Here is a 21,474-nt window from a genome sequence, read left to right as displayed (position 1 = left end):
TTCACAAGTTTACAGTGAGTGCCTGCTGGCAACGGTATAGCTGTTCCAGGTTATTGACGGTGGCCCAGAATTTTGGATAAATGGGCGTACAGCCCAAATCTCCGGCAGGAAGAAAATGCTTCCAGACATCTGTCACATCCTGCATCTCGGCCATACGGGCATTTACAACGGCGGGGTTGATAACGTAGATGCCGGAGCCCATCATAGGGGTTTCTATAGTCCGGCTCAGTGCAGTAACCCTCCCGTCTTTATATTCGATGAAATCTCCTTCCACATCGGATGTGGCATGGATTGGTACGAGCATGCAGGGAGGGTGTCCGTTTTTAAGGTATTGGTCATATATAAAATGAAGGTCAAGGTCGGCGACAATGTCGCAGGCCACAACGAGTACGGGGGCATTTACGAATCGAAGTGGAGTATTGAAAATCCACCAGCCATTGCCTTTTCCCGATGTATTGTACATGGCGCTGATGCTTTGGGCGAGCCGGGATGCGAGCATTTCCGCCTTGTAGCCGATGGTGACTGACACATGAGGTACGAGCGGATTGATCTGGTCCAGGAGGCTCCTGATCATGGGCGCGCCGTTTACTTCTACCAGTGCCTTGGGAAGATACTGCGTGAGTGGATCTAGCCGGGATCCATGCCCGGCGGCGGTGATGAGGCCGTATTTGAACATACGATGGGTTTTCATTGGGTTAAAAACGGGAATGGGTTTTATTGATCGGGTATAAGGGAACGCGTGTCGGTAGTTAACCTTTCAGCCTGGTTTTTAAGATTTCGACCGTTTTCTGGAAACCGTCTGCGGCAGTTCCCCTGTGGAGGATTTCACCTGATGGACTAATAAGAATGGATGTGGGGAAAACGATTACTTTAAACAGTTTCGTGAGGCTGTCATCTTCCGATTTATTTTCCCATTTCTGCCATAGTTGGACCCAGTCCATTTTTTCTGTATCGATCAACCGGCGCAATTTTTTTTCGTCGGCGGTACGGTCCAGTGCCACGCTGATAAATACCACGGGTTTGCCTTTCAGCTGCTCGTGTTCGGTGCGCATTTCCGGGATCATGGCCACGCATGGGTTGCACCATGTGCCCCAAAAGTCGAGGATTACGTATTTCCCCTTGAAGCCGGAGATCGAAACGGTTTTGCCGGTAATGAGATCTTTCGTTTCAAAATCCGGCACATAGCTTCCTTTATCCGCTTCGAAATGTTGCGTACTGCTTACTTGCCGGAAGGCGATTACCGGGTATTGCCGGAGTACGGACGCCGAAGTGTCGGTCCAGGCAAGCACTGCATTTCCTGTTTTGATTTTTTCACCTTTACGGTAAACATACTTGCTGGTACTATCTTCTTCCAGCTTCAGTACGATATTTTTTGATCGGGGATCTTGCAGCAAGTTGATACCCTGGTCCCACGCAAAGATTTTCTGTTTCTTCCCGCCGGCTTCCAGGCTGGCGATCCAATAAGCGTCAACTGAAATTACCAGTTCGAGCAGCCTGTCTTCGGGCGTGCTATATCCGTCTTTTCCGAAATACGCCTGGTAAGGATTGAGCTTGATCTTGGCGGGGCCGTTCGGGCCGGGAAGCGCAATTTCGGGGAGGGGCGGACAATCTTTATCTGGTTTCCCGAAATAGCTCGTGTCGAAAAGCCAGGTGCTGTCGTTGCCGAAATTGCGGTCCTGGTTGACATCTACTATCACTATCTTCCGTCCCCGGCTGTCCAATCCTACGAAAGCATGGAAACTATTGGCGGGTTGGGGCGATCGGGAAAGGAGGTTCGTATCGATTTGGTATTGCTGGATGAATTGCAGGAAGCGGGAAGGCTCGATTTTTCCCTGTGCGTATCTTTCGAAAACGTCCTGGTCTTTTTTTAGATGGAAACGCCGGATAGTATGATGTTCGCAATCCGGCATATTAACGAAGCCGCTATCGCCGGAGAGTTGCTCGGTGAGGAATTCCCGTTTCATGATACCTTTTCTTCCCGGTACACCATTTTCGAATGCCAGCAGCTTAGTGGGTTGGACGGGAAGGTCCTGGGCTGACAGGGTTAATGTGATAGGGAAAAGCAATAACAGCAAACAGGGCTTGACCATCTTTTTGTATTTAAATTATTGACTTTTGGTGACAACGAAAAGTTAAAAAATGGCGATGCGATTTGTAAAGGCCGCCCGGCCGGTTGATTCCGGCCAGGCAGCTTTCAGTATTGATGAATCTCGATGCGGGTATTACAGCACGGGGCAGTTCACCGTTTTGTCGGGGTCCGAGCAGGTTACGCTTGAATTGGCATAAGCTGAGCAGGTACCTTTGCAATTGTCGATCTTAATGTCCTTCGAGCCGGTGCAGGTAGTGGAACAGGTGGAGAAAGATCCGGCGTCGGATCCGCCATCGCTGCCATTGCCGCCCAGAACATTTCTCAGTTGTTCTCTGGAGAGGATTTCTTTTGCGCCTAAATCGAGTGCTTTTAATTGTAGTTTTTTCATAATGTAAGTAATCGGGTTAAAAAAGAAGTTGAATTGAAGTGTTACTGGCAGCCTGAGCCGTTTCTGCCATGCAGGGATTTCAATTGTTCCCTGTTGAGCAGTTCCTTAGTTCTGGCTGTAGGGCTGCCAATTGGGGCTATTCATCGTAAGGAATGAATAAGGGTGAAATTATCGGGATCAGCTTGCGCCCATGCAAGATTTGCTGGTTGTGGTGCTTCCTTCGGTGCATTCAACGCCAACGTTATCTGTCGCGGAACAGCTGCCTTTGCATGTAATGGACACGGAAGAGTCGCCGCATTTCGCGGTGCATTTGGCGCCGGCAGACCCGCCGGAATCGTCGGATCCTGATCCATTTCCGCCGAGAACGTTCTTTAATTGTTCGCGGGAAAGCAATTCCCGGGCTCCCAGTTCAAGGGCTTTTAATTGGAGTTTTTTCATGGTAAAAAATAAAAGGGTTAAAAAAATGTGCGGCCGTTTTTACATGTCGGCCTGCGGCCATGATGGTCCTCTTCCGGCAGGCGCGCACTGCTGGCGGATTACCAGTTATTTTTCGCACAACTCGCCCGGTATCGCGAGGTTAGCGGATCGCGAAAGGGTGATGTGGAGGATTTTTAAATGTTATGTTGTCAGGAAATTGCGTAAATCATGTACGGAATAGGATTCAGGTAGTTCGTAATTATCGACGAAAAGTGTGGGTGTGTGTTCTATGCCGACTTTTGTGCACCATTCCGCCATAGCGGCGATCTTCGTGTTTTTCTGCTGGAGGTCGGCCTTTACGGGGAACCTGGCGGCAAAGGCCGCGTAATCTTTTTCTTTCGCGGTATACCAGCTATCCAGCGCAGATTTGGTGGTGGCGGGGTCATATTCTTCGGCGATGGCCATAAGATGACTAACCGGTAAGCGGCGCGGATCTTCAGGGTTTTCGGAAGTTGTGAAAATGATCCGTATGTTGACGTTTTCGTTCAGCTCCGCCAATTCATGTAGTGGCACATGTGCCGTTGCGCAAGGGCCGCAATACGGATTGCATACTTTCACCACCGTATGTTTTGCTTCCGGATTACCCATGACGAGGCCGAGGCCGGCGGGGTCATGCGTTACCTGCCGTTGCCGTTGCAATATAGACTGGAACACTTCGGGCTGGAACCGGAGCCTTGTATATTGCCTTCTTACATGCCGGTATTGTTTGTTTTGTTTCAGCATGGGTTTGACGAGCTGTACCAATAAGAACGCGGACGCCGTGAAAGCTGCCAGGATGCCCATCGGCAGCATTGGAGGCATGGTGTTTACCGGCAGGATCAGCGTGAGTGCCGCCGCTCCCTGCGCAAGGAGAATGCCCTGGACCATCAGGCACAGGAGGCACCATTGCTTGAGAACACGCGCCTGTACAAAGATCGAGTAAAATACGTAAGGCAGGGCAGCGAGGCTGATCCAGCCGGCTGCGGCGATCACCGGGAGAGAAGAAATTCCCTGCGTCAGCAGGAAAAGTAACTGACCGGAAAAATAGGAGATGCCGATTTCGCTCCATGAAAATCCGGCGAACCGGGCACGATCCGATTGCAGTACGGCATTGCAGTTCACCTTATTGCTCCGGCGGCAGAACTGTTGTACGGCGGGGTTGAAGCGGTCGAGATCGAACCACATGAGGATGGTGCCGACGCCGCAGCCCAGCAACGATAGCAGTGTGAACATAACGGGCAATAAGGCGCCTGTTCCCAATTGCACAGCGGCACGGGCAGCCACGGCAATGGTGATGAGCGTGAGAGCGATGGCGGGCAGGTAAGTCTTTATGCTGTTCCAGCGTTCTTCGCGCCGTTTCAGGTTGTATTGCGCTTCTCCGGCATTCGGCAAGGCTTCGGCCAGCAGTATTACTCCAGTGAACAGGCGGGTGAAGCGGTTTGCCTGCACGGTAACCCATTTTCCGCTGTGTGGGTCCAGGTAAATTACTTGCCGGTTGTTGCAGGATTTTACGACGGTGAAATAATCGCCGGGATGTTTTTCGTCTTTGATCTGTGCGATGTACGGAGGCGGTATGTCTGCCAGTTGTTCCTGGGGGAAGCTGGCACAAATGTTTTCTACGCCATGCATCGTCAATACTTCACTGATACTGAGGAGGCTGGGATAGGAAGGATGGTCTTCCGTTTCACGTTTCAGCGTGGAGGCCGTTACCGGGACATCCAATAGCGAGCATAGGGCATGCGCTGCCATTGGCCCGTTGGGCGTGGGTTCAGATAGTTTCCGGAACATAATGCAATTGTGTCAAATGCCATGCATGGGATCGGTGCATTCCGAAACGGTGGTTTCGCATTTACATTACCATAACACGTGGCGTTGGGAAATCGGGTTACATTAAATGTTAATTATTTCAAATTCGGGTTTATCGGGTTTCAAAGGTTAACCTGAAAATTGCAATTCACGGGGGGCAAGGGACGCGGGAATTTTCAGTTTTTTGCCTTAGTCGCGTTCTATTCGTTTTTCACACATTTCAAATATATGCATTTAGTTTTTTAAAGTGAAGAAAAAAATAAAAAAAATCGTTCCGATTATTTTTCGAAAGCATTAACTTTAATATCAACGAAATGTTTATTTAACCCGATCTCGAAATCCTATTTTCCCAGTTTCATGTCTTTTCATTTTTATCGTCAATTGAATGCGATGGATTGTGGCCCCACCTGTTTGCGGATGGTGGCACGTTCGCATGGGAAGCATTACAATGTTGATACAATCCGCCGCCAGACAGGGCTTGGTAAGCAAGGCGTCTCCATGCTTAGCATCGGCGAATCCGCCGAAAAAATGGGATTCCGTACCCGCGGTGTGCAAATCGATTATGAGAAATTGCAACAGGTTCCCGTTCCCGCCATCCTGCATTGGAACCATAATCATTTCGTAGTTATGATCGATGCGGGAAAAAGAAACGTGAAGATCGCGGACCCTGCCAGCGGTATCATCTCCTATAAGAAAGAGGAGTTCATGCGTAGATGGACGACCAACATCAATGCAGACGACCGGTCTGTTGGCACCGCATTGTTGCTCGAGCCGAAACCTGAATTCTTCCAGGCGGAAGACGAGAAGGAACATAAACTGAATTGGGGATTCCTGTTCAATTACCTGAGAGGTGCTCGCGGCCCGCTCATCCAGATATTCATTTCGCTGGGGATTGGATTGATATTGCAAACCGTCATGCCTTTCCTTTCACAAAGCATGGTAGACAATGGTATCAATGCAAATAACCTCAATTATATCACGCTCGTTCTCATCGCGCAGCTCATGCTCGTGTTCAGCACCACGTTGATCAATTTCATCCGGAACCGGTTGCAGTTGCGCGTCACAGGCAGGATCAATATCGCGCTGCTGTCCGATTTCTGGATCAAGCTGAACCGGCTTCCGCTTTCCTATTTCGATACCCGGCAAACGGGAGATACGCTACAGCGGCTCAGCGATAACCGGCAGATCCAGGCCTTTCTCACCGGGCAGACCATCAATACCATTTTTTCGCTCATCTCCTTTGTTATTTATGCAGCCATCCTGATGCTGTACAGCCCTGGTCTTTTCGTCATTTTCCTCATCGGCAGTGTCTTGTATTTCACGTGGATAAGGCTGTTCATGAAGTTGCGCAGGAAGATCAACGAAGAACAGTTCGCCGCTTCGGCCCGGGAGAAATCCGCTTCACTCGAAATGATCCAGGGCGTACAGGAAATCAGGCTGGGAAATGCGGAACAGCTGAAGCGGTGGGAGTGGGAAAACATACAATCGAAAATGTTCCGGCTCAACTTCAGGAACCTCGGGTACAACCAGCTGCAGTCGGCCGGGGCATTGCTGATCAATCAAAGCAAAGACATCCTGCTCACTTTCAGTGTCGCCAAACTGGTGGTAGACGGGCAGCTAACTTTCGGGGCCATGCTTTCCATTCAATATATACTCGGGCAACTGAGCGCACCGGTGCAGCAATTCGTAGGTTTGTTCCAGCAATACCAGGATGCGAAAATCAGCCTGGAGCGGTTGAACGAAATCAATTTGCTCGATGATGAGGAACCGGACGGCAAATCGTTCGTCACGCAACTACCCGTACCTTGCCAGATCCGGTTGCAGCATGTGAATTTTACCTACCCCGGCGCCGGCAACCCTGTTGTGCTGAACAATGTTTCACTGGAAATCCCGCAGGGGAAAGTTACTGCCATCGTGGGAGACAGCGGCTCCGGCAAAACCACGATCATCAAGCTCCTGTTGCGGATTTACCAGGAATACCAGGGCAATATTACCATAGGGAACCATGATCTGCAGAATATCAGTCCAGCCTTCTGGCGGCGGCAGTGCGGCGCCGTGTTGCAGGACAGTTTCATCTTTAATGATACCATCGCCCGGAATATCGCGTTGGGAGAAGAAGTGATTGACGAGGAGCGGCTGGCATACAGCTGCCGGGTTTCCAATATCCTTCCCTTTATCGAATCGCTGCCGAATGGTTTTAATACAAAACTGGGCGCGGAAGGCGTGGGGATGAGCCAGGGGCAGCGGCAGCGGCTGTTCATCGCCCGGGCGGTGTACAAGGATCCGGCTTTCCTTTTCTTCGACGAAGCTACCAACGCGCTCGACGCCAACAACGAAAAAACGATCGTGGAAAACCTCGACCGGTTTTTCAGGGGGCGAACGGTGTTGGTCGTGGCCCACAGGCTGAGCACGGTGAAGAATGCAGATAAGATCATCGTACTGAAACAAGGAAAGATCATTGAAGAGGGAACCCACTTCGAACTGATCGAATTGAAAAATCACTATTATGAGCTGGTGAAAAACCAGCTGGAACTTGCCAGGTAATGAATACGCAACCCCATCCATCCGCCACCGAAAAAGATACCGGCCAGGAGCCCATCGTTCCTGGTCCGGAGCAGATCGCCGTTTCACCCCAAGTGCCCCATAAGTTCATGCGATCAGACGCCATGGAGGAGATTTTTTCCAGCAAGCCGGGATGGATGGAAAGGCGCGCCCTGTGGTTTTACACTGGTATCCTGGCCGCGATCCTCGTTACTGCATGGTTCATCCGGTATCCGGATATCATCGACGCCAGCGGAACGTTGACCGCTTACAATGCACCGAAAGAACTACTGCCCTACGAAAGCGGACGGATCATCCGGCTGTTTGCGCAAAACAACAGCCGGGTACCGGCGGGCGCCACCATCGCCTGGCTGCAATCCACGGCAGATCATGCCACTGTGCTGCGGTTGCGGGAAATCGTCCAAAAGAGCACGGAACTGGCAATGGCCGGGAACGGGGAATCTTCGCTGCGTGCGATCCCCACTGGCATGGAGCATCTCGGCGAACTGCAACAGAATTATCGGGAACTGATGCAGACCGTTCAACAGTATAGGGGATACCTGAACGAGGGTTTCTATATGCGGAAGAATGCCGTCCTCAAAAGAGATATGGAAAGATTGCAGCTGGAGCTGGCTACCATCCGGAAACAGCAGCTCATTTCACAACAAGACCTCACCATCGCCCGGGAAAGATATCAGGTACAGGAAAAACTGCTGAAGGAAAAAGTTACTTCCAACGATGAATTCAGGAATCATCACAGCAATTATCTCTCCAAAGAAATCGCCGCTAATCAGTACGATCTGTCTATACTGTCGGCCGAAACACGGCTTAGTGAAAAACGACAGGAGGTGGATGCGCTTGCCCAGGATTTGGAACGGAACGCAAGCGCGTACCTGCATTTGCTGGAAGTGCTGGGCAGCAAGATCGAAGATTGGCGGAAGCGGTACACTATCATCGCGCCGGTTGAAGGCGAAATCGCGTTTGTAATGCCGCTACAGGAAAACCAATATGTGACACAGGGGAAAGTATTGGGGTATGTTAGTCCTGCCGGAAATACGCAATACATCGAAGTGAATCTGGCGCAGGAGAATTTCGGCAAGATCGATACCGGCATGCAGGTGTTGTTGCAATTCCAGGCCTATCCCTTTCATGAATTCGGACATGTGCCCGGGAGGGTTTCCTATATTTCAAGCGTGCCGTCAGACAGTGGGTTTCTTGCCAGTATACGGCTGGAACAGGGATTGCTGACCAACCGGAATCAGCAACTGCCCTATAAAAACGGCCTCAGGGTCAAAGCAAGGATCATTACCCGCAACTTGAGGTTGCTGGAAAGATTCGCCGATAATTTCACCAAATCATTTAATTCAATGCAATGAACCAGGACGTGAAAACCCCGTTTCCCCCAATTCCCGCTTTCATCATCAACCTGAAGAAAAGAGACGACCGCCGGCAACACGCATTGGCGCAATTCGCAGGCAAGCCGGAGTTTACCCCCGTTATCGTAGAAGCCCGGGAACACGCTTCCGGCGCCGTCGGACTTTGGGATACGATCCTCGAAATCCTTTCCAGCCGGGCGGAACAGGCATCGGAATATGTGCTGATTTGTGAAGACGATCACTTGTTTACCGAAAACTATTCGCCGGAACTGCTGCATACCTGTATCATAGAAGCAAGGGAACGGCAGGCGGATATCCTGGTCGGCGGGCCGAGCTGGTTCGAGAATGCTTTTCATGCTTCGGATAACTTGTTTTGGGTGGAGAAGTTCACCGGCTTTCAGTTTGTCGTCGTTTTCCGGAAATTCATCCCGCAAATTCTCGAAGCAGATTTCGGCACCGGAAATGTGGCCGATCTGTTTATTTCCCGGCTAACAGATGCCAAATTCTTTATCGCGCCGTTTGTGTCGGTCCAGCAATCATTCGGGTATTCGGACGTTACATCGAGGAACGATACGCCCGGGCGGGTAGACGAGCTCTATGTGAATGCCATCGCGAAAGTTAATATCCTGGATACGGTGGCCGGTTTTTTCAGGAATGCGGCCGTGCAGCCGGAGGTGGCCGGAACGATAGATCTGGCAACGGTTGTGCTGCCGGTATACATCCTGTCAACTCCTGGAGCGGCAGATAAGGAGGGGCAGATTTTGAAGGAATTCGAAGGGCGGAGGGAATTCACCATCGCAACACACGAATGGTCAGCGTGCGATAATACCGCAGATTGGGGCCGGCTTTGCAGTATCGTAAGGATGGCTGTGGAAAAGGAAGAGGACGTAATCGTGGTTTGCTACGACGATCATCGTTTCACGCCCGCTTACTCGGCACATACTTTCGTTCGTCAGGTGATCCGGGCATATCAGTACGGAGGCGGGTTGCTTTGTGGAAGCATCAACGGTTTTTCGCAGGTGCTCCCGCTTGCCGATGACGGTTTCTGGACAGACCAGGTGACCGGTTCCCGTTTCATAGTGATCTATCATTCCGCATTCCAGGCCATTCTCGATGAGGCGTTCAATCCGGAATTGACCCTGGAAGCGATGTTGTCTGAAATGATCAGTAACAAAATGGTAGTATACCCCTTCATTTCCCTGCAGGAAAATTCTCCCGAAGAAAAACCGGAAGCGAAAGGGGGATCGCCTGCGGGCAGGGATAAATACGAAACCTGTCGTCAGCGCCTGGAGAAGGCCAATAAAGCGTCGCAGGTATATGGAAGCCCGGTACGGCGAGCTGTATGAGTTGCCTTTGAACGCATAAAAAAAGCCTTACAGCAATACTGTAAGGCTTTTTTAGCGGAACAATTATTTCCTTGAAATAGCAAAACCCGCCATGGTGGCAGGTTTTGAATCTTTTGTGGAGGACAGGGGAGTCGAACCCCTGACCTCTTGCATGCCATGCAAGCGCTCTACCAACTGAGCTAGCCCCCCGTAGAATGGAGTGCAAAAATAGGGGCTTTTTTCAAAATTCAAAAAAATCTTTTGCAATTTTTCGGGCCGCCGATTTTCTTCGCGCTCCCGGCTGTTTTTCATACCGGGAATATTGACCTCCAGCGATCCAAATCCCCGCTTCCGCGGATTTCCCTTCATTAGCAGGTGCGGCCACCGGTATTTTGCCCCGGATAATTGTAAAACCAATCCTGCAACTATGAAACAACACGTAATCACCGTATTCAAAAAATCCACCGACTTCAATGGTCGCGCCAGTCGTGCCGAGTTCTGGTGGTTCTTCCTTTTCAACCTCATTGTTTCCTGGGGGATCTCTTTCGCAGGGGCGTTCGTGCTTCCGGCGGCTTTGCTCTCTATCGTCAGCCTCGTCGTTACGCTGGTGTTCATCCTGCCCGGTGTGGCCGTTATGATCCGCCGCGCGCACGATGTGAACAAAAGCGGATGGTACATGCTCATCCCCATTTACGGGCTCATCCTCGCGGTTACGCAGGGCGATCAGTCGGAAAACAAATACGGCCCCGACCCCTACAACCCGGATCCTTCCTTCGATTTCGAACGCAATCCGGCCAAATAAGCTAACCCCGCAACTTTACCGGAAGCCCCGCAGCCGCGGGGCTTTTTTCATTCCCGCCGCGCATCCCTCCCCCAAAACAAGGCCACAACATCGCCCATCCCCCCACCACCGAAATTCCGTATTTTCATCCCGGAATTATGAAGATCCTCATCATCGAAGACGAAAAAGCCCTCGGCCAAAGCATCTCCGACTACCTCCAGGCGGAAGCGTACACCTGTGAGCTGGTCGCCGATAAACACTCCGCCCTGCAGCGCATCGAATCGTTCGACTACGACTGCATCCTCCTCGATATTTCCCTGCCAGACGGGAACGGACTCCAGGTGCTCAAAGCCCTCCGCGAAAACAACAAGACAGACGGTGTCATCATCATTTCCGCGCGCGACGGTATCGAAGACCGCATCCATGGCCTCCAGCTCGGGGCAGACGATTACCTCGTCAAACCATTCCACCTGTCCGAACTGAGCGCCCGCATCGCCGCCGTCATCCGCCGCAGGCGCTTCTCCGGTACTTCCATCCTCGAAGCCGCCGGCCTCACCGTAGATACCGCCGCACGGACGGTCCGCGTCGGGAATCAACCCGCAGACCTCACCCGCTCGGAATACGACCTGCTCCTCTACCTGCTCACCAACCGCAACCGCGTAGTGTCCAAACACGCGATAGCAGAGCATTTGTCGGGCGATGGGGAAAGTCTGTTCGATAATTACGATTTCATCTACGCCCATATGAAAAACCTCAAGAAGAAGCTCATCCAGGCCGGCTGGACCGATCATATCAAAGCGGTTTATGGCATGGGGTACAAACTCGAAGCGCCCTGACACGTTAAAAAGTTTCACCGATGAAGTTGCTCAACAAAACCCTCCAATATTATTTCTGGCTGTCGATCGTGCTCCTCATGGTCGCGATCCCGGTTTTTTATTACGTGCTGCAACGCATCGTGCTGTCTAATATCGACGCCAGTCTCGTTGCCACCAAAACGCAGCTCATCCCGCGGCTCCGGGTCATGGAAATTGAGCCGGAAGCGCTGCAGCCCGGGCTAGACGATGGCGTTACGCTCGAAAAAGCGCCCCGCCGGCCTGAAAGCGATTCGCTGTACACGACCGATAAATACCGCCTGCTCACGTCTTACCTCGTCATTAACCAGGAAACGTACCGGCTGCAGATCAAATCGTCGCTGGCAGACCATCAGCGGCTGATCGGGAGTATCATTATTTTACAATCCGTACTGCTGATATTGCTGTTAACGGGATTGTTGCTCATCAACCAGTCGCTGGCGAAGCGCATCTGGAAGCCCTTTTACCAGACGCTTCGCAAGTTGCGGGCGTATAAGGTCGACGATCCGGCGCCGCTGCAACTGGCGCCTTCGGGCATCAGCGAGTTCGGGGAACTGAATTCGGCGGTGGAGCAGCTGGCGGAAAGAAGCCGCCAGTCCTATCTTTCCCAGAAAGAATTCGCGGAAAACGCGTCCCACGAATTGCGGACGCCGCTGGCGGTTTTCCAGGGGAAGCTGGAGATGCTCATGCAAACCACGCCGCTGTCTGAAGAACAGGCTGCACTTATCAGCGAACTGGCAGACGCCAGCCACCGGATGACGCGGCTGAACAAGGGGCTGCTGCTGCTCACGCGCATCCAGAACGGACAATTCCCCGACACGGCGGCCGTGTTCGTCCGCGAAACGGCACGGCATCTGCTCGCGCAATACGAGCCGCAGATCGCACAGAAAGGGTTGCAGGTGGAAGAAGACTGGCTGGATGAATTGCCGGTGAACATGAGCCCCAACCTCCTGGAAGTGCTGCTGGGCAACCTGCTGTCTAACGCCATCCGGCACAATCTGCCCGGCGGGAAGATCGTGGTGAAGGGCGCCAACGGCGTGCTGACCGTCAGCAACACCGGCCAGGCGTACCCGCTGCAGGAAGACCGTATCTATCAGCGCTTCGCCAAAAACAGCAAGGATGCGGAGTCTTTGGGCCTGGGCCTGGAGATCGTCCGCAAAATCTGCGATCTCTACGGTTTCGAAGTGAAATACAGCTGGGAGAAAGGCATGCACAACTTCCAGGTGATAATGAAAAGTTAAAATCGTACTCCGCTTCCCTGATATTCAGAAAGTATTCAGAATGCCACGGCAGTTTTACACCATAAAACTCTGGATACTATGATCAATAAGAAACTCATTGCAGGCCTCCTCATCGGTGGGGCCGTGGTAGCCGGCGGATTCGTCCTCAGCGGCAAATCCGGCAGAATTTCGGACGGTATCGGCTTCGGAAACCCTGAACCCCTCATTCAAACAGCATATACAGGCCCGGCTTCGGCCCAGCCTACTGATTTTGAAAAGGCGGCAGGGAACGCGGTGCCCTCCGTCGTGCATATCCGCACGGTCGTGAAAAGCAGGCAGGTAGCACAGCAGGATCCGTTCGAAGGGATGGATGACGACATTTTCCGCCGGTTCTTCGGCGAAGGTGGCGGCCGCCGGCAATTCAACGCGCCCGAACAGCGGGCTTCCGGATCGGGCGTGATCATCAGCGAAGACGGTTACATCGTCACCAATAACCACGTGGTAAACGGTGCATCCGAGATCGCGGTCACACTGACCGACCGTAAAAACTACAAGGCAACGGTGATCGGTACCGATCCCAATACCGACCTGGCCCTCATCAAGATCGACGCGAAGAACCTGCCCGCCATCCCGGTCGGCAATTCTGACGACGTTCGCCTGGGCCAATGGGTGCTGGCCATCGGCTATCCCCTCAACCTCGACGTTACCGTAACGCAGGGCATCATCTCCGCCAAATCGCGCAGCATCGGCATCAACCGCCAGGGTTCCGCCCCGGTGGAAGCCTTCCTGCAAACAGACGCGGCGGTGAACCCCGGCAGCAGCGGCGGCGCGCTCGTGAACACGAACGGGGAACTGGTGGGCATCAACTCCGCCATCGCTTCGCCCACGGGCTCTTACGCGGGATACGCTTACTCCATCCCGTCTAACCTCATGAAAAAGGTGATCAACGACATCAAACAGTTCGGCAGCGTGCAGCGCGGTTACCTCGGCATCTCCATGGCGCCCGAGAACCTCGACGATTCGCAGAAAAAACAGCTTGGCATTACTTCCAGCAATACAGACGGTGTGTACGTGATGGATACCGATCCTTCCGGCGCAGCGGCAGCAGCAGGTGTGAAGAAGGGAGACGTGATCACGAAAGTGAACGGCGCGGCAGTGAATTCCGGTTCGGAACTGTCTGAACAGATCGCAAGGCTCAAGCCCGGCGATAAAGTGGCGATCACACTGCAGCGCAATGGCAGTGAACAGGAATTGAGCGCAACATTGAAAGGAAAGCTCGGCAATATGGCCGCAGGCAATGGCGCTTCGGTGAGCGCACTGGGGGCTGATTTTGCAGCGCTTTCACGCCAGGATGCAGCCAAATTGGGCGTTGCAGGCGGCGTGCAGGTGAAATCCATCGAAGAAGGCGGCCTGCTCGACCAGCAGACGAACATGAAGGAAGGATTTGTAATTACCCGGGTGGGCGGCATCACCGTGCGCACGGTAGACGAGCTGAAAGCGGCCCTGGCGCGTCAGAACGGCAATTACCAGATCGAGGGTACATATCCCGGCAGTGGAAAAGCTTATTATTACGGTATCAATGAAAACTAGGAAGGAATTGTAACCAGGGGTCCGTTTTCCGGGCCCGTTGCCCGGGGAACATATATGGCTTCTTCATCTCGCATGAAGAAGCCTTTTTTTATTTACTGATCGCGGAAAATGCCCTCTATGACGTCTTTCAGCTCCTTGGGCTGCAAGGGCTTCTTGAGCAGGCGGATCACCATCGGGTTGGCGTTGGTGCGGGAAATATCGCCGAAGTCGAGGGAAGAGGAAACCATGATGATGTAACACTGGTTCTTGATCTTCTGCGGGTAGGAATCGAAGGAACGGAGGAACTCGAACCCGTCCATTTCCGGCATCTGGATATCGAGGAGGATGACGGTGGGCGGGATGTGTGGGAGGGTAATGTTGCTGGAAAGGAATTCCAGCGCCTTGTTGGCGTTGCTGAAGGAAAGGATCGTCCGGCTGATCTGCTGAATGGATATGAGCCGTTCATGCAGTAGCAGATCGATATCGTTATCGTCGATTAATATTACGCGCAGATCAGGTATCGAATTCATTTCTGTTCGGAATGGTAATTTCAAATTGCGTGCCTTCTCCGTAACGGGAATCTACGCCGATGGTGCCCCCGATCTTGTTGAGGGCTTCTTTTACAATATACAGGCCAATACCGCTTCCGGGTTTGTTGTTGTTCTTGGAGCGGAAGAACATCTTGAAAATGTTGCTCAGGTGCTCGCTGAGTATCCCTATCCCGTTATCTTCTATCCTGATCGTGGCTTTATGCGGCTCTACCTTCACGGAGAGGCTCACCTGCGGGGAGGTCTCGTCCGGCTTCTGATATTTAACGGCATTGCTGATCAGATTGTTCAGGATAACGCTGATCCGGAAGAAATCGCCCTTGAAAGGTACCGGCTGGTCTACATTCACATTGAAACCGATATTGGTATTCTGATGCTTGAACGTATCGATACAATCGCTCATCAGCGCCTGGAAGTCGATTTTCTCATACTCCAGGTCCAGCCGCGAATTCCGGTAGTATTCGATGATCTTCTGGATGAAACTGTCCAGCCGCGTGATGCACACTTCGATCATCCCCATATACCCCTGCGGGTCGGTCATCGTATTATCGAGGCGGCTGAGGTTGATGATGCCCTGCACGCTCATGAGCGGCGCGCGGAGGTCGTGCGAGGTGGAATAGATGAACCGGTTCAGTTCGTCGTTCGTCTTTTCCAGTTCGGCCACTTTTTCCTTCAGCTGCTTGCGGGCGGAATAGATCTCGTATGCGTTATTGATGGTTTTGAACAGCTCGTGCTCGTCCCAGGGTTTTTTGATGTAGGAGAAGATGTGCCCCTTGTTGATGGCGTCGATGATATCTTCCACGTCGGTATAACCGGTGAGGAGGATGCGGATGGGGTCTGGCAGCAGGTCCTTAATCTCGTTGAAGAATTCCACACCGGTGGTAGTGGGCATCTTCTGGTCTGCGATGATGATATGTACTTCGATTCCTTTCAGTACCTGCATGCCTTCGGCGGCAGAACTGGCGGTATAGATCTCGTAAGTTCTGCGGAAATTCGCGCGGAATGCATTAAGGTTATGTACTTCGTCGTCGATGTACAAAATCCTGATACGGTTATTTTTCATGTAGGGTTCTTTCTGCTTTTATTTACGCATGACTCTGAGCGATAGGCACATTCTGGGGTAAATATATGATAAATTCCGCTCCGTTTCCGGGTTCGGAATTTACCACGATCCTTCCGTGGTGCTTCTCGATGATGCTAAATACGATGGATAGCCCGAGGCCCGTGCCTTCGCCGACGTCTTTTGTTGTGAAGAACGGCTCGAAAATCTTTTCCTTTACCTTGTCAGACATGCCGATGCCACTGTCTTTGATACTGATGCTCACCATCTGGTCGGCTTCCAGCCGCGTCTTGATCGTCAGCCGCTCGTCTCCCTGGTCCGGCTTCATCTTAATGGCGTTCAGCGCGTTGTTGATGATATTGAGGAACACCTGGTTGAGCTTGCCGGCGAAGCATTCGATTTTCGGCAGTTCGCCGTAATCGTAATGTACCGTCACGTTCTTGGGGATATTGTTGCGGAGCAGTACCATGGTGGAGTTGAGGCCTTCATGGATGTCTACCGATTTGAGGTCGCTTTCGTCGAGGCGGCTGAACGTCCGGAGGCCTTTCACGATCTCTGCGGTACGGTTGGCGCCGTCTTCGATCCCTTTGATGAGGGTGTCTATCTCCTCATGCAAATACCCGATATCGATCTGCTGCTTGAACCGTTCGATCTCCGCCAGTTGCCCGGCCACGTCTTCTCCCGGACGGATGGTGTCGTATTTTCGCAGCAGGGAGCGGATATCCTCGAAATCGAGCTTCAGCGGCTTGATGTTGGACGTTACGAAGTTGATGGGGTTGTTGATTTCGTGGGCGATGCCGGCGGTGAGCTGACCGAGCGAGGCCATCTTCTCCGATTCCACCAGTTGCGTCTGGGCGCTTTTCAGGTTGGTGAGCGCCTTGTTCAGTTCGCCGTTGGAGGTTTGCAGCGCCTCGGTGCGTTCTGCCACTTTCGCTTCCAATATCACGTTCTGTTCGCGCACCAGCTGCTCGTTTTCCTGCGAAATACGGAGCGCCACCGCCTGGGATTCCTCCTTCTCCTTCCGGTAAATATTGATCTTGTTGGCCAGCGCGAAGGAAAGCAAGGTTACCTCCGCCGCGGAGCCCACCTGCAGGGCGTAATACGTGAAGTCGTTATACGGCAGGATATTGAAATTCCGCAACACGAAAATACACACGCTCGCCAGGAATATCCCCCAGGCCACGAGGAAGTAAGCCGCCGGCCCGTACCCTTTCCGCCACACCTTGAAACCCACGAAAATCGCCAGCAGCGAAGCCGTCATGGCGATGATCTGCGTCATCATGTTGGCCACGAAGTGGTTGTCCATCAACGTGGGAACGAGCGCCAGCGAATAGGCGACCACCACGCCGGTGAGGAGTTTATGCCCCAGTTTGTACTTTTCACGGGTATGCAGGAACGATTGGATGAACAGCGCCGCCGTGATCCCGTTGAAGACCGGGATGAGCAGCGTGTCGTGCATCGCCAGCCACGGGCTGTTCGGCCACAGGAAGCGGAATGTATACCCTTGCTGCGAAGCCTGCGTAAGGCCCACGCAGATGATATAGCTCACGTAAATGAGGTAGCTGTTGTCGCGCACCGTGAGCCAGATGAAGAAGTTGTACAGCGCCATCACGAGGATGATGCCGGCATACAGCCCGAAGATGAAGTTACGCTCGGTGTTCTTGGCGAAGAGCGTCGACTCGGCGCCGAGGTACATGGGCAGCTGGGCCTGTTCGCCGGCGCGGATCTTCAGGAAATATTCACGGGTCTGCCCCTGCTGGATATCGAGGGGGAAGATGTAGTTCTGATGGTTGATGGGGCGGATCTTAAAAGGCTGGTACTGGCCCAGTTCGGTCACTTTGTACCCTCCGCCGGGGAGCACTTCATAAAGCGAGATCTCGTCGATCGTAGGGTATTCCACTTCGAGAAGGAGCCGGGTGATGGGCGTGGCGTTGGTGACGTGGATGCGGGCCCAGCTGGTGAAGGGCGTGATCTGGAGATTGGGGACCCTGCTGCCGGAGCGCCGGAATTCCTGCTTGCGCACCTGGTCGATGGTAAGCTCGTTGGAACTGTCGATGTAAAGGTCCAGGTATTCGCCTACCTGTAAAAGCTGGGCGCTGTCGCGGAATACGACGGGCGACTGTGCGCGGGTCGTCAATTGGGCAGCAAGGGTAAGCAGGATCAGGGCGAATAAACGTATAGACATTTTAGTTCACGATTGTTATATAGTCAGGCGGCGAATGCCGCAGCAAACATACTGATTTTAAGGAACCATTTGTGGGAGGCCCAACATGTAATTGACTTCGAAGGTCCCTTTGGGCCCGGTTTCCGTGCGCACCTGGTTGGGATTGCTCCGCAGATCGGCGATGAGCGCCTGCTCCGAGGGGTCTGCGCTGGCCAGCTCGTGGTTGTCGCGGATGATCATCGCCGTTGCCACCAGGTCGTCTTTCGGGTAATAAAACACCCCTTCGTTCCCCAGAGAAGTGTCGATGACCGCGCCTACACGCTTGGCGCCTCTCACTGTTACCGGTGCGCAAAGTACGTGTACGTTGCCCACGGGCAGCTGGGTGGTGAGCGCCACGCAAACCCTGCTGAGGATGAGGCTCCCGATGCCCATGCCCGCCACCTCCTTGGAGTTCCACAGCCCGCAGATTTCCGCGCTGCCGGGCACCACGTCCGTATATACTTTCGGATCGTACTTGCCCACCGCCATTTCAATGGGGAGGGGCAGTACGCCGTCTGCAATCTGGACCCGGGCGCCACCGTAGGTTTTGGTGCCTGTTTCGTCTTCCACGATCACCACCACCGTATTCCGGTGGCTGATCCAGTCCACATTGCCGGATGTGATTTTGTGAATACCGAAGTAAATCTGTAACAGCTTACTATGGCCTTCGTAAAATCGCATGGCTGCTTCCGGGTCGTCTGGTGCGAAAAATGCCCTAACGTTGATCGGTGCGCTCATTGATTGCTTCGTTTAGTTAATTTGGGCGTTATTGAATGAGTTGATCGAAATCCACATAGTATCTGCCGGAGCTTTTCAGCTGGTCCAGCAATATCCTCCGGCAGGTGTCTGTCACCAACGCCCCGCCCAGCATAACGGAGGAGGCCAGTTGCGGCCAGGTGGTGATGGTTTTGCCGATCTCTCCCAGCGAATATTTCATGCGGGGGCTCATGTCTGCCATACCCGCCATCGGCCCCAGGATGGGAATCTTTTCCTCGTTGCTCAGATGTTTCAACATGCCCAGGTCTTCGATAGGAGGGATGAGCCCGTGCAACAGGGGGTATTCCGGGTCGAGGTCGAACCGCTCGATGTCCAGCATTCCACGGTCGTTGGTGTCCATAACCACGGGGATGCGGTGTTTGCGGGCTTTCTGGCGACTGAGGATCTTCACATCCACCCCGTCGCACTCTTCCACCAGGATGTCGAGCTTGCCGCCGCCGGTGAGAAAATCGTCGAGGTTCGCTTCCGTAGCCCCGTCCAGGTAAACTTTCACCTGGATGTAAGGGTCCATTTCCACGATCTCCCGCGCCGCCACGATCACTTTGGGCATCCCCAGGTTGTCGACGGTCGTGCGCAGGCGGTTCATATTCGTCAGTTCCACATCGTCGAAATCCGCCAGCCGCAATTCCCCGCAAACCCGCTCCATAGCCAGTGTGAGGGCGATGGTCTGGCCTACGGAAAGACCGATGACGCCTATTTTCTTTTCCTGCAGCGCGTCTCTTTCCGCCGCCGTGATCTTGTGCATGTTCCGCGATGTGCGGAGCGCGATGAATTCTTCCTTCCCGAGCAGGTGCACCAGCTTGGCCGTCCACGGGTAAAATACCCAAACGCCGTACTGGTCTTGCGGAACGCCGTTCAGATGCGCTTCCACGGCCGTAACCGTTTCCGCTTCCGACAGCCGGCGCGTCGGGTGCTGGATTTTCACCAGTTCCCGGAGCTGACCGGCCAGCTCATCATATACCCTTATATACGGTTGCGCCTCCAGCAATTGCTGCAGTGCTGCCTGATCTGCAGCCCGGTCCGGGTAGAAAAATACCGGGGTGTAGGTGATAGGCGCCGATTGTGTCTCTTGTATGCGTTCCTTTAGTGTCATACTGCCGCTACGCTCGATTTTCTTTTAATGATTAATAGCCTGTGCTCTGATACTTATATCCAAAAATCAAATACCGCCCGGCTTCGTTTCGGCTGCCGGCCGGTTTAATTTATTGCATTCAACCGTTTGCATAAGCCCAACGGTCGGGAATCCTGTGTCACCTTTCCCTTTTTCAGGAAACAGGGGTATTAACTAATGAACTTGAATGGAAAAGAATGGCGCTTGATTTGACTTTTAAGGGGAGATGGACGATGCCCGGATTTCGCCGGATTTGGCAGTCAGGCTCGCCTGCGGCATACCTTTCGTACCGTCGGGGACTGATCCTGGCTCCAGGGATAAATGGCTTCATCTTTTCAAAATGATTAAGTACACTACAGCTTACACATGAATATAAAAGTAAAATAGCAATTAATTTCAAATTAAACGAGAAACGATAGCATTATTTTGCAGTAACCGCAAAATAATGGCCTCCGTAGCCGCAAATTAATAAAACGCCCGTCATTGGTGTAATATTTGCATGGTTTTACGGTGGAAATAATAGATTTGTAATAATAATATGTTCATTATGAATAAGAGAGAATTCATAAAACTGGCCGGACTGGCCGGCGTGGCTGCGATAGCCAATCCGTCTGGGCTTTTTGCCGCAGGGGAGCAGAATAAAGACCTCCTCGCCGCCAAGGCCCCGTTCGAACTGCCGCCCCTTCCGTATGCCGCCGGCGCGCTGGAGCCGAATATCGACCAGCTTACCATGGAAATCCATCACGGGAAACACCACGCCGCTTATGTGAAAAACCTGAACGATGCCCTGAAGTCGAGCCCCCTCGCCGCCAAATCCCTCGGTCAGATCCTGTCCGCCGTTACCGCGGCAGAGCCCGCCATCCGCAACAACGGCGGCGGCCATTACAATCACTCCCTTTTCTGGAGCCTGCTGTCGCCCACCAAAACGGAACCCTCCGCTAAACTGAAATCCGCTATCACCGCGGCTTTCGGGTCAGATGAAGCCTTCCGTCAGAAGTTCGGCGACGCCGCCAAAGGCGTATTCGGCTCCGGATGGGCCTGGCTCATCGTGAAAAAAGGCGGCCAACTCGCCATCACTTCCACCCCCAACCAGGACAATCCCCTCATGACCCACCTCGCCAAAGAACCCGGAACACCCATCCTGGGCCTCGACGTGTGGGAGCACGCCTATTACCTCAAACACCAGAACAAGCGCCCCGACTATATCGCGGCCTTCTGGAACGTGGTAAACTGGGAAAAAGTGAGCGCGCTCTACGAAGAAGCACTGAAGAAATAAGGCCCCCGGCCCAACATATGCCCGCGACCGTTGCCCCGTGCAACGGTCGCTTTTTTATGCGCGTTTACCGGCAAATGCAAGTGGATTTATCGCCTAC

Annotated in this window: 17 protein-coding genes and 1 tRNA gene; 8 read left to right on the top strand and 10 right to left on the bottom strand. The window is 53.0% G+C overall.

All coding sequences use genetic code 11. From position 1 onward, the window contains the following. Window position 1 precedes the first annotated feature (1 nt). From WJU22_RS01565 to WJU22_RS01550, 4 genes are all read right to left on the bottom strand, one after another. Complete coding sequence (locus WJU22_RS01565) at window positions 2–691, bottom strand: nucleotidyltransferase family protein (RefSeq protein WP_341841544.1); 690 nt, start codon at window positions 689–691, stop codon at window positions 2–4. A 58-nt stretch (window positions 692–749) separates the two neighbouring features. Beyond that, window positions 750–1,964: a TlpA disulfide reductase family protein gene (locus tag WJU22_RS01560; RefSeq protein ID WP_341841543.1), complete on the bottom strand. Its 1,215-nt coding sequence runs from the start codon at window positions 1,962–1,964 to the stop codon at window positions 750–752. Between the two features lie 258 nt (window positions 1,965–2,222). Beyond that, window positions 2,223–2,477 carry a hypothetical protein gene (locus WJU22_RS01555; RefSeq protein ID WP_341841542.1) on the bottom strand — a complete coding sequence of 85 codons (255 nt, stop codon included), beginning with the start codon at window positions 2,475–2,477 and terminating at the stop codon, window positions 2,223–2,225. Between the two features lie 618 nt (window positions 2,478–3,095). Continuing rightward, window positions 3,096–4,682, bottom strand: a complete 1,587-nt coding sequence (locus WJU22_RS01550) for a vitamin K epoxide reductase family protein (protein ID WP_341841541.1) — start codon at window positions 4,680–4,682, stop codon at window positions 3,096–3,098. A gap of 414 nt (window positions 4,683–5,096) precedes the next feature. On the opposite strand from WJU22_RS01550, the gene WJU22_RS01545 reads away from it, so the two are divergent. The 3 genes from WJU22_RS01545 to WJU22_RS01535 are packed head-to-tail and all read left to right on the top strand — an operon-like array spanning window position 5,097 to window position 10,002. Beyond that, complete coding sequence (locus WJU22_RS01545) at window positions 5,097–7,283, top strand: peptidase domain-containing ABC transporter (protein ID WP_341841540.1); 2,187 nt, start codon at window positions 5,097–5,099, stop codon at window positions 7,281–7,283. Continuing rightward, window positions 7,283–8,656 (top strand): HlyD family secretion protein, encoded by a 1,374-nt coding sequence (locus WJU22_RS01540; RefSeq protein ID WP_341841539.1) that lies wholly within the window; start codon window positions 7,283–7,285, stop codon window positions 8,654–8,656. The genes WJU22_RS01545 and WJU22_RS01540 overlap by 1 nt, the downstream gene beginning before the upstream one ends. Further along, complete coding sequence (locus tag WJU22_RS01535; protein WP_341841538.1) at window positions 8,653–10,002, top strand: hypothetical protein; 1,350 nt, start codon at window positions 8,653–8,655, stop codon at window positions 10,000–10,002. The genes WJU22_RS01540 and WJU22_RS01535 overlap by 4 nt, the downstream gene beginning before the upstream one ends. 116 nt (window positions 10,003–10,118) lie before the next feature. Here the strand turns inward: WJU22_RS01535 and WJU22_RS01530 are convergent. Then, window positions 10,119–10,191 (bottom strand) — tRNA-Ala (locus WJU22_RS01530). Window positions 10,192–10,408: 217 nt separating this feature from the next. Here WJU22_RS01530 and WJU22_RS01525 point away from each other — a divergent pair. The 4 genes from WJU22_RS01525 to WJU22_RS01510 all read left to right on the top strand — a co-directional run bounded on the left by WJU22_RS01525 (window position 10,409) and on the right by WJU22_RS01510 (window position 14,423). Continuing rightward, window positions 10,409–10,783, top strand: coding sequence for a DUF805 domain-containing protein (locus WJU22_RS01525; protein WP_341841537.1), 375 nt, complete (start codon window positions 10,409–10,411; stop codon window positions 10,781–10,783). 137 nt (window positions 10,784–10,920) lie between these two features. Further along, window positions 10,921–11,598, top strand: coding sequence for a response regulator transcription factor (locus WJU22_RS01520; protein ID WP_341841536.1), 678 nt, complete (start codon window positions 10,921–10,923; stop codon window positions 11,596–11,598). Window positions 11,599–11,618: 20 nt separating this feature from the next. After that, window positions 11,619–12,854, top strand: coding sequence for a HAMP domain-containing sensor histidine kinase (locus WJU22_RS01515; RefSeq protein ID WP_341841535.1), 1,236 nt, complete (start codon window positions 11,619–11,621; stop codon window positions 12,852–12,854). A gap of 78 nt (window positions 12,855–12,932) precedes the next feature. Beyond that, window positions 12,933–14,423 (top strand): trypsin-like peptidase domain-containing protein, encoded by a 1,491-nt coding sequence (locus tag WJU22_RS01510; protein WP_341841534.1) that lies wholly within the window; start codon window positions 12,933–12,935, stop codon window positions 14,421–14,423. Between the two features lie 92 nt (window positions 14,424–14,515). On the opposite strand, the gene WJU22_RS01505 is transcribed toward WJU22_RS01510, so the two are convergent. Genes WJU22_RS01505 through WJU22_RS01485 form a run of 5 tightly spaced genes read right to left on the bottom strand, consistent with a single transcriptional unit; the run spans window position 14,516 to window position 20,083 of the window. Then, entirely contained in the window at window positions 14,516–14,932 is a 417-nt protein-coding gene (locus WJU22_RS01505; protein WP_126244105.1) for a response regulator, read from the bottom strand. After that, window positions 14,916–16,013 carry a hybrid sensor histidine kinase/response regulator gene (locus WJU22_RS01500; RefSeq protein WP_341841533.1) on the bottom strand — a complete coding sequence of 366 codons (1,098 nt, stop codon included), beginning with the start codon at window positions 16,011–16,013 and terminating at the stop codon, window positions 14,916–14,918. Before WJU22_RS01500 ends, WJU22_RS01505 begins: the two co-directional genes overlap by 17 nt. Before the next feature lie 22 nt (window positions 16,014–16,035). Continuing rightward, window positions 16,036–18,195, bottom strand: a complete 2,160-nt coding sequence (locus WJU22_RS01495) for a sensor histidine kinase (RefSeq protein WP_341841532.1) — start codon at window positions 18,193–18,195, stop codon at window positions 16,036–16,038. A gap of 57 nt (window positions 18,196–18,252) precedes the next feature. Beyond that, window positions 18,253–18,951: a hypothetical protein gene (locus tag WJU22_RS01490; RefSeq protein ID WP_126244102.1), complete on the bottom strand. Its 699-nt coding sequence runs from the start codon at window positions 18,949–18,951 to the stop codon at window positions 18,253–18,255. 28 nt (window positions 18,952–18,979) lie between these two features. Continuing rightward, entirely contained in the window at window positions 18,980–20,083 is a 1,104-nt protein-coding gene (locus tag WJU22_RS01485; RefSeq protein ID WP_341841531.1) for a ThiF family adenylyltransferase, read from the bottom strand. A gap of 565 nt (window positions 20,084–20,648) precedes the next feature. Here WJU22_RS01485 and WJU22_RS01480 point away from each other — a divergent pair. Further along, on the top strand, window positions 20,649–21,377 hold the full coding sequence (locus WJU22_RS01480; protein WP_341841530.1) for a superoxide dismutase: 729 nt from the start codon (window positions 20,649–20,651) through the stop codon (window positions 21,375–21,377). The last annotated feature ends 97 nt before the right edge of the window (window positions 21,378–21,474 follow it).

It is taken from the genome of Chitinophaga caseinilytica, from assembly GCF_038396765.1.
In the GTDB taxonomy this organism is placed as follows: domain Bacteria; phylum Bacteroidota; class Bacteroidia; order Chitinophagales; family Chitinophagaceae; genus Chitinophaga; species Chitinophaga caseinilytica.
This window is presented reverse-complemented; position numbering and strand designations above follow the sequence as displayed.

Bases quoted from the DNA above. Each gene is read 5' to 3' on its own strand.
- WJU22_RS01565 (WP_341841544.1), bottom strand. From the start codon at position 691: ATGAAAACCCATCGTATGTTCAAATACGGCCTCATCACCGCCGCCGGG.
- WJU22_RS01560 (WP_341841543.1), bottom strand. From the start codon at position 1,964: ATGAAACGGGAATTCCTCACCGAGCAACTCTCCGGCGATAGCGGCTTC.
- WJU22_RS01555 (WP_341841542.1), bottom strand. From the start codon at position 2,477: ATGAAAAAACTACAATTAAAAGCACTCGATTTAGGCGCAAAAGAAATC.
- WJU22_RS01550 (WP_341841541.1), bottom strand. From the start codon at position 4,682: ATGGCAGCGCATGCCCTATGCTCGCTATTGGATGTCCCGGTAACGGCC.
- WJU22_RS01545 (WP_341841540.1), top strand. From the start codon at position 5,097: ATGTCTTTTCATTTTTATCGTCAATTGAATGCGATGGATTGTGGCCCC.
- WJU22_RS01540 (WP_341841539.1), top strand. From the start codon at position 7,283: ATGAATACGCAACCCCATCCATCCGCCACCGAAAAAGATACCGGCCAG.
- WJU22_RS01535 (WP_341841538.1), top strand. From the start codon at position 8,653: ATGAACCAGGACGTGAAAACCCCGTTTCCCCCAATTCCCGCTTTCATC.
- WJU22_RS01525 (WP_341841537.1), top strand. From the start codon at position 10,409: ATGAAACAACACGTAATCACCGTATTCAAAAAATCCACCGACTTCAAT.
- WJU22_RS01520 (WP_341841536.1), top strand. From the start codon at position 10,921: ATGAAGATCCTCATCATCGAAGACGAAAAAGCCCTCGGCCAAAGCATC.
- WJU22_RS01515 (WP_341841535.1), top strand. From the start codon at position 11,619: ATGAAGTTGCTCAACAAAACCCTCCAATATTATTTCTGGCTGTCGATC.
- WJU22_RS01510 (WP_341841534.1), top strand. From the start codon at position 12,933: ATGATCAATAAGAAACTCATTGCAGGCCTCCTCATCGGTGGGGCCGTG.
- WJU22_RS01505 (WP_126244105.1), bottom strand. From the start codon at position 14,932: ATGAATTCGATACCTGATCTGCGCGTAATATTAATCGACGATAACGAT.
- WJU22_RS01500 (WP_341841533.1), bottom strand. From the start codon at position 16,013: ATGAAAAATAACCGTATCAGGATTTTGTACATCGACGACGAAGTACAT.
- WJU22_RS01495 (WP_341841532.1), bottom strand. From the start codon at position 18,195: ATGTCTATACGTTTATTCGCCCTGATCCTGCTTACCCTTGCTGCCCAA.
- WJU22_RS01490 (WP_126244102.1), bottom strand. From the start codon at position 18,951: ATGAGCGCACCGATCAACGTTAGGGCATTTTTCGCACCAGACGACCCG.
- WJU22_RS01485 (WP_341841531.1), bottom strand. From the start codon at position 20,083: ATGACACTAAAGGAACGCATACAAGAGACACAATCGGCGCCTATCACC.
- WJU22_RS01480 (WP_341841530.1), top strand. From the start codon at position 20,649: ATGAATAAGAGAGAATTCATAAAACTGGCCGGACTGGCCGGCGTGGCT.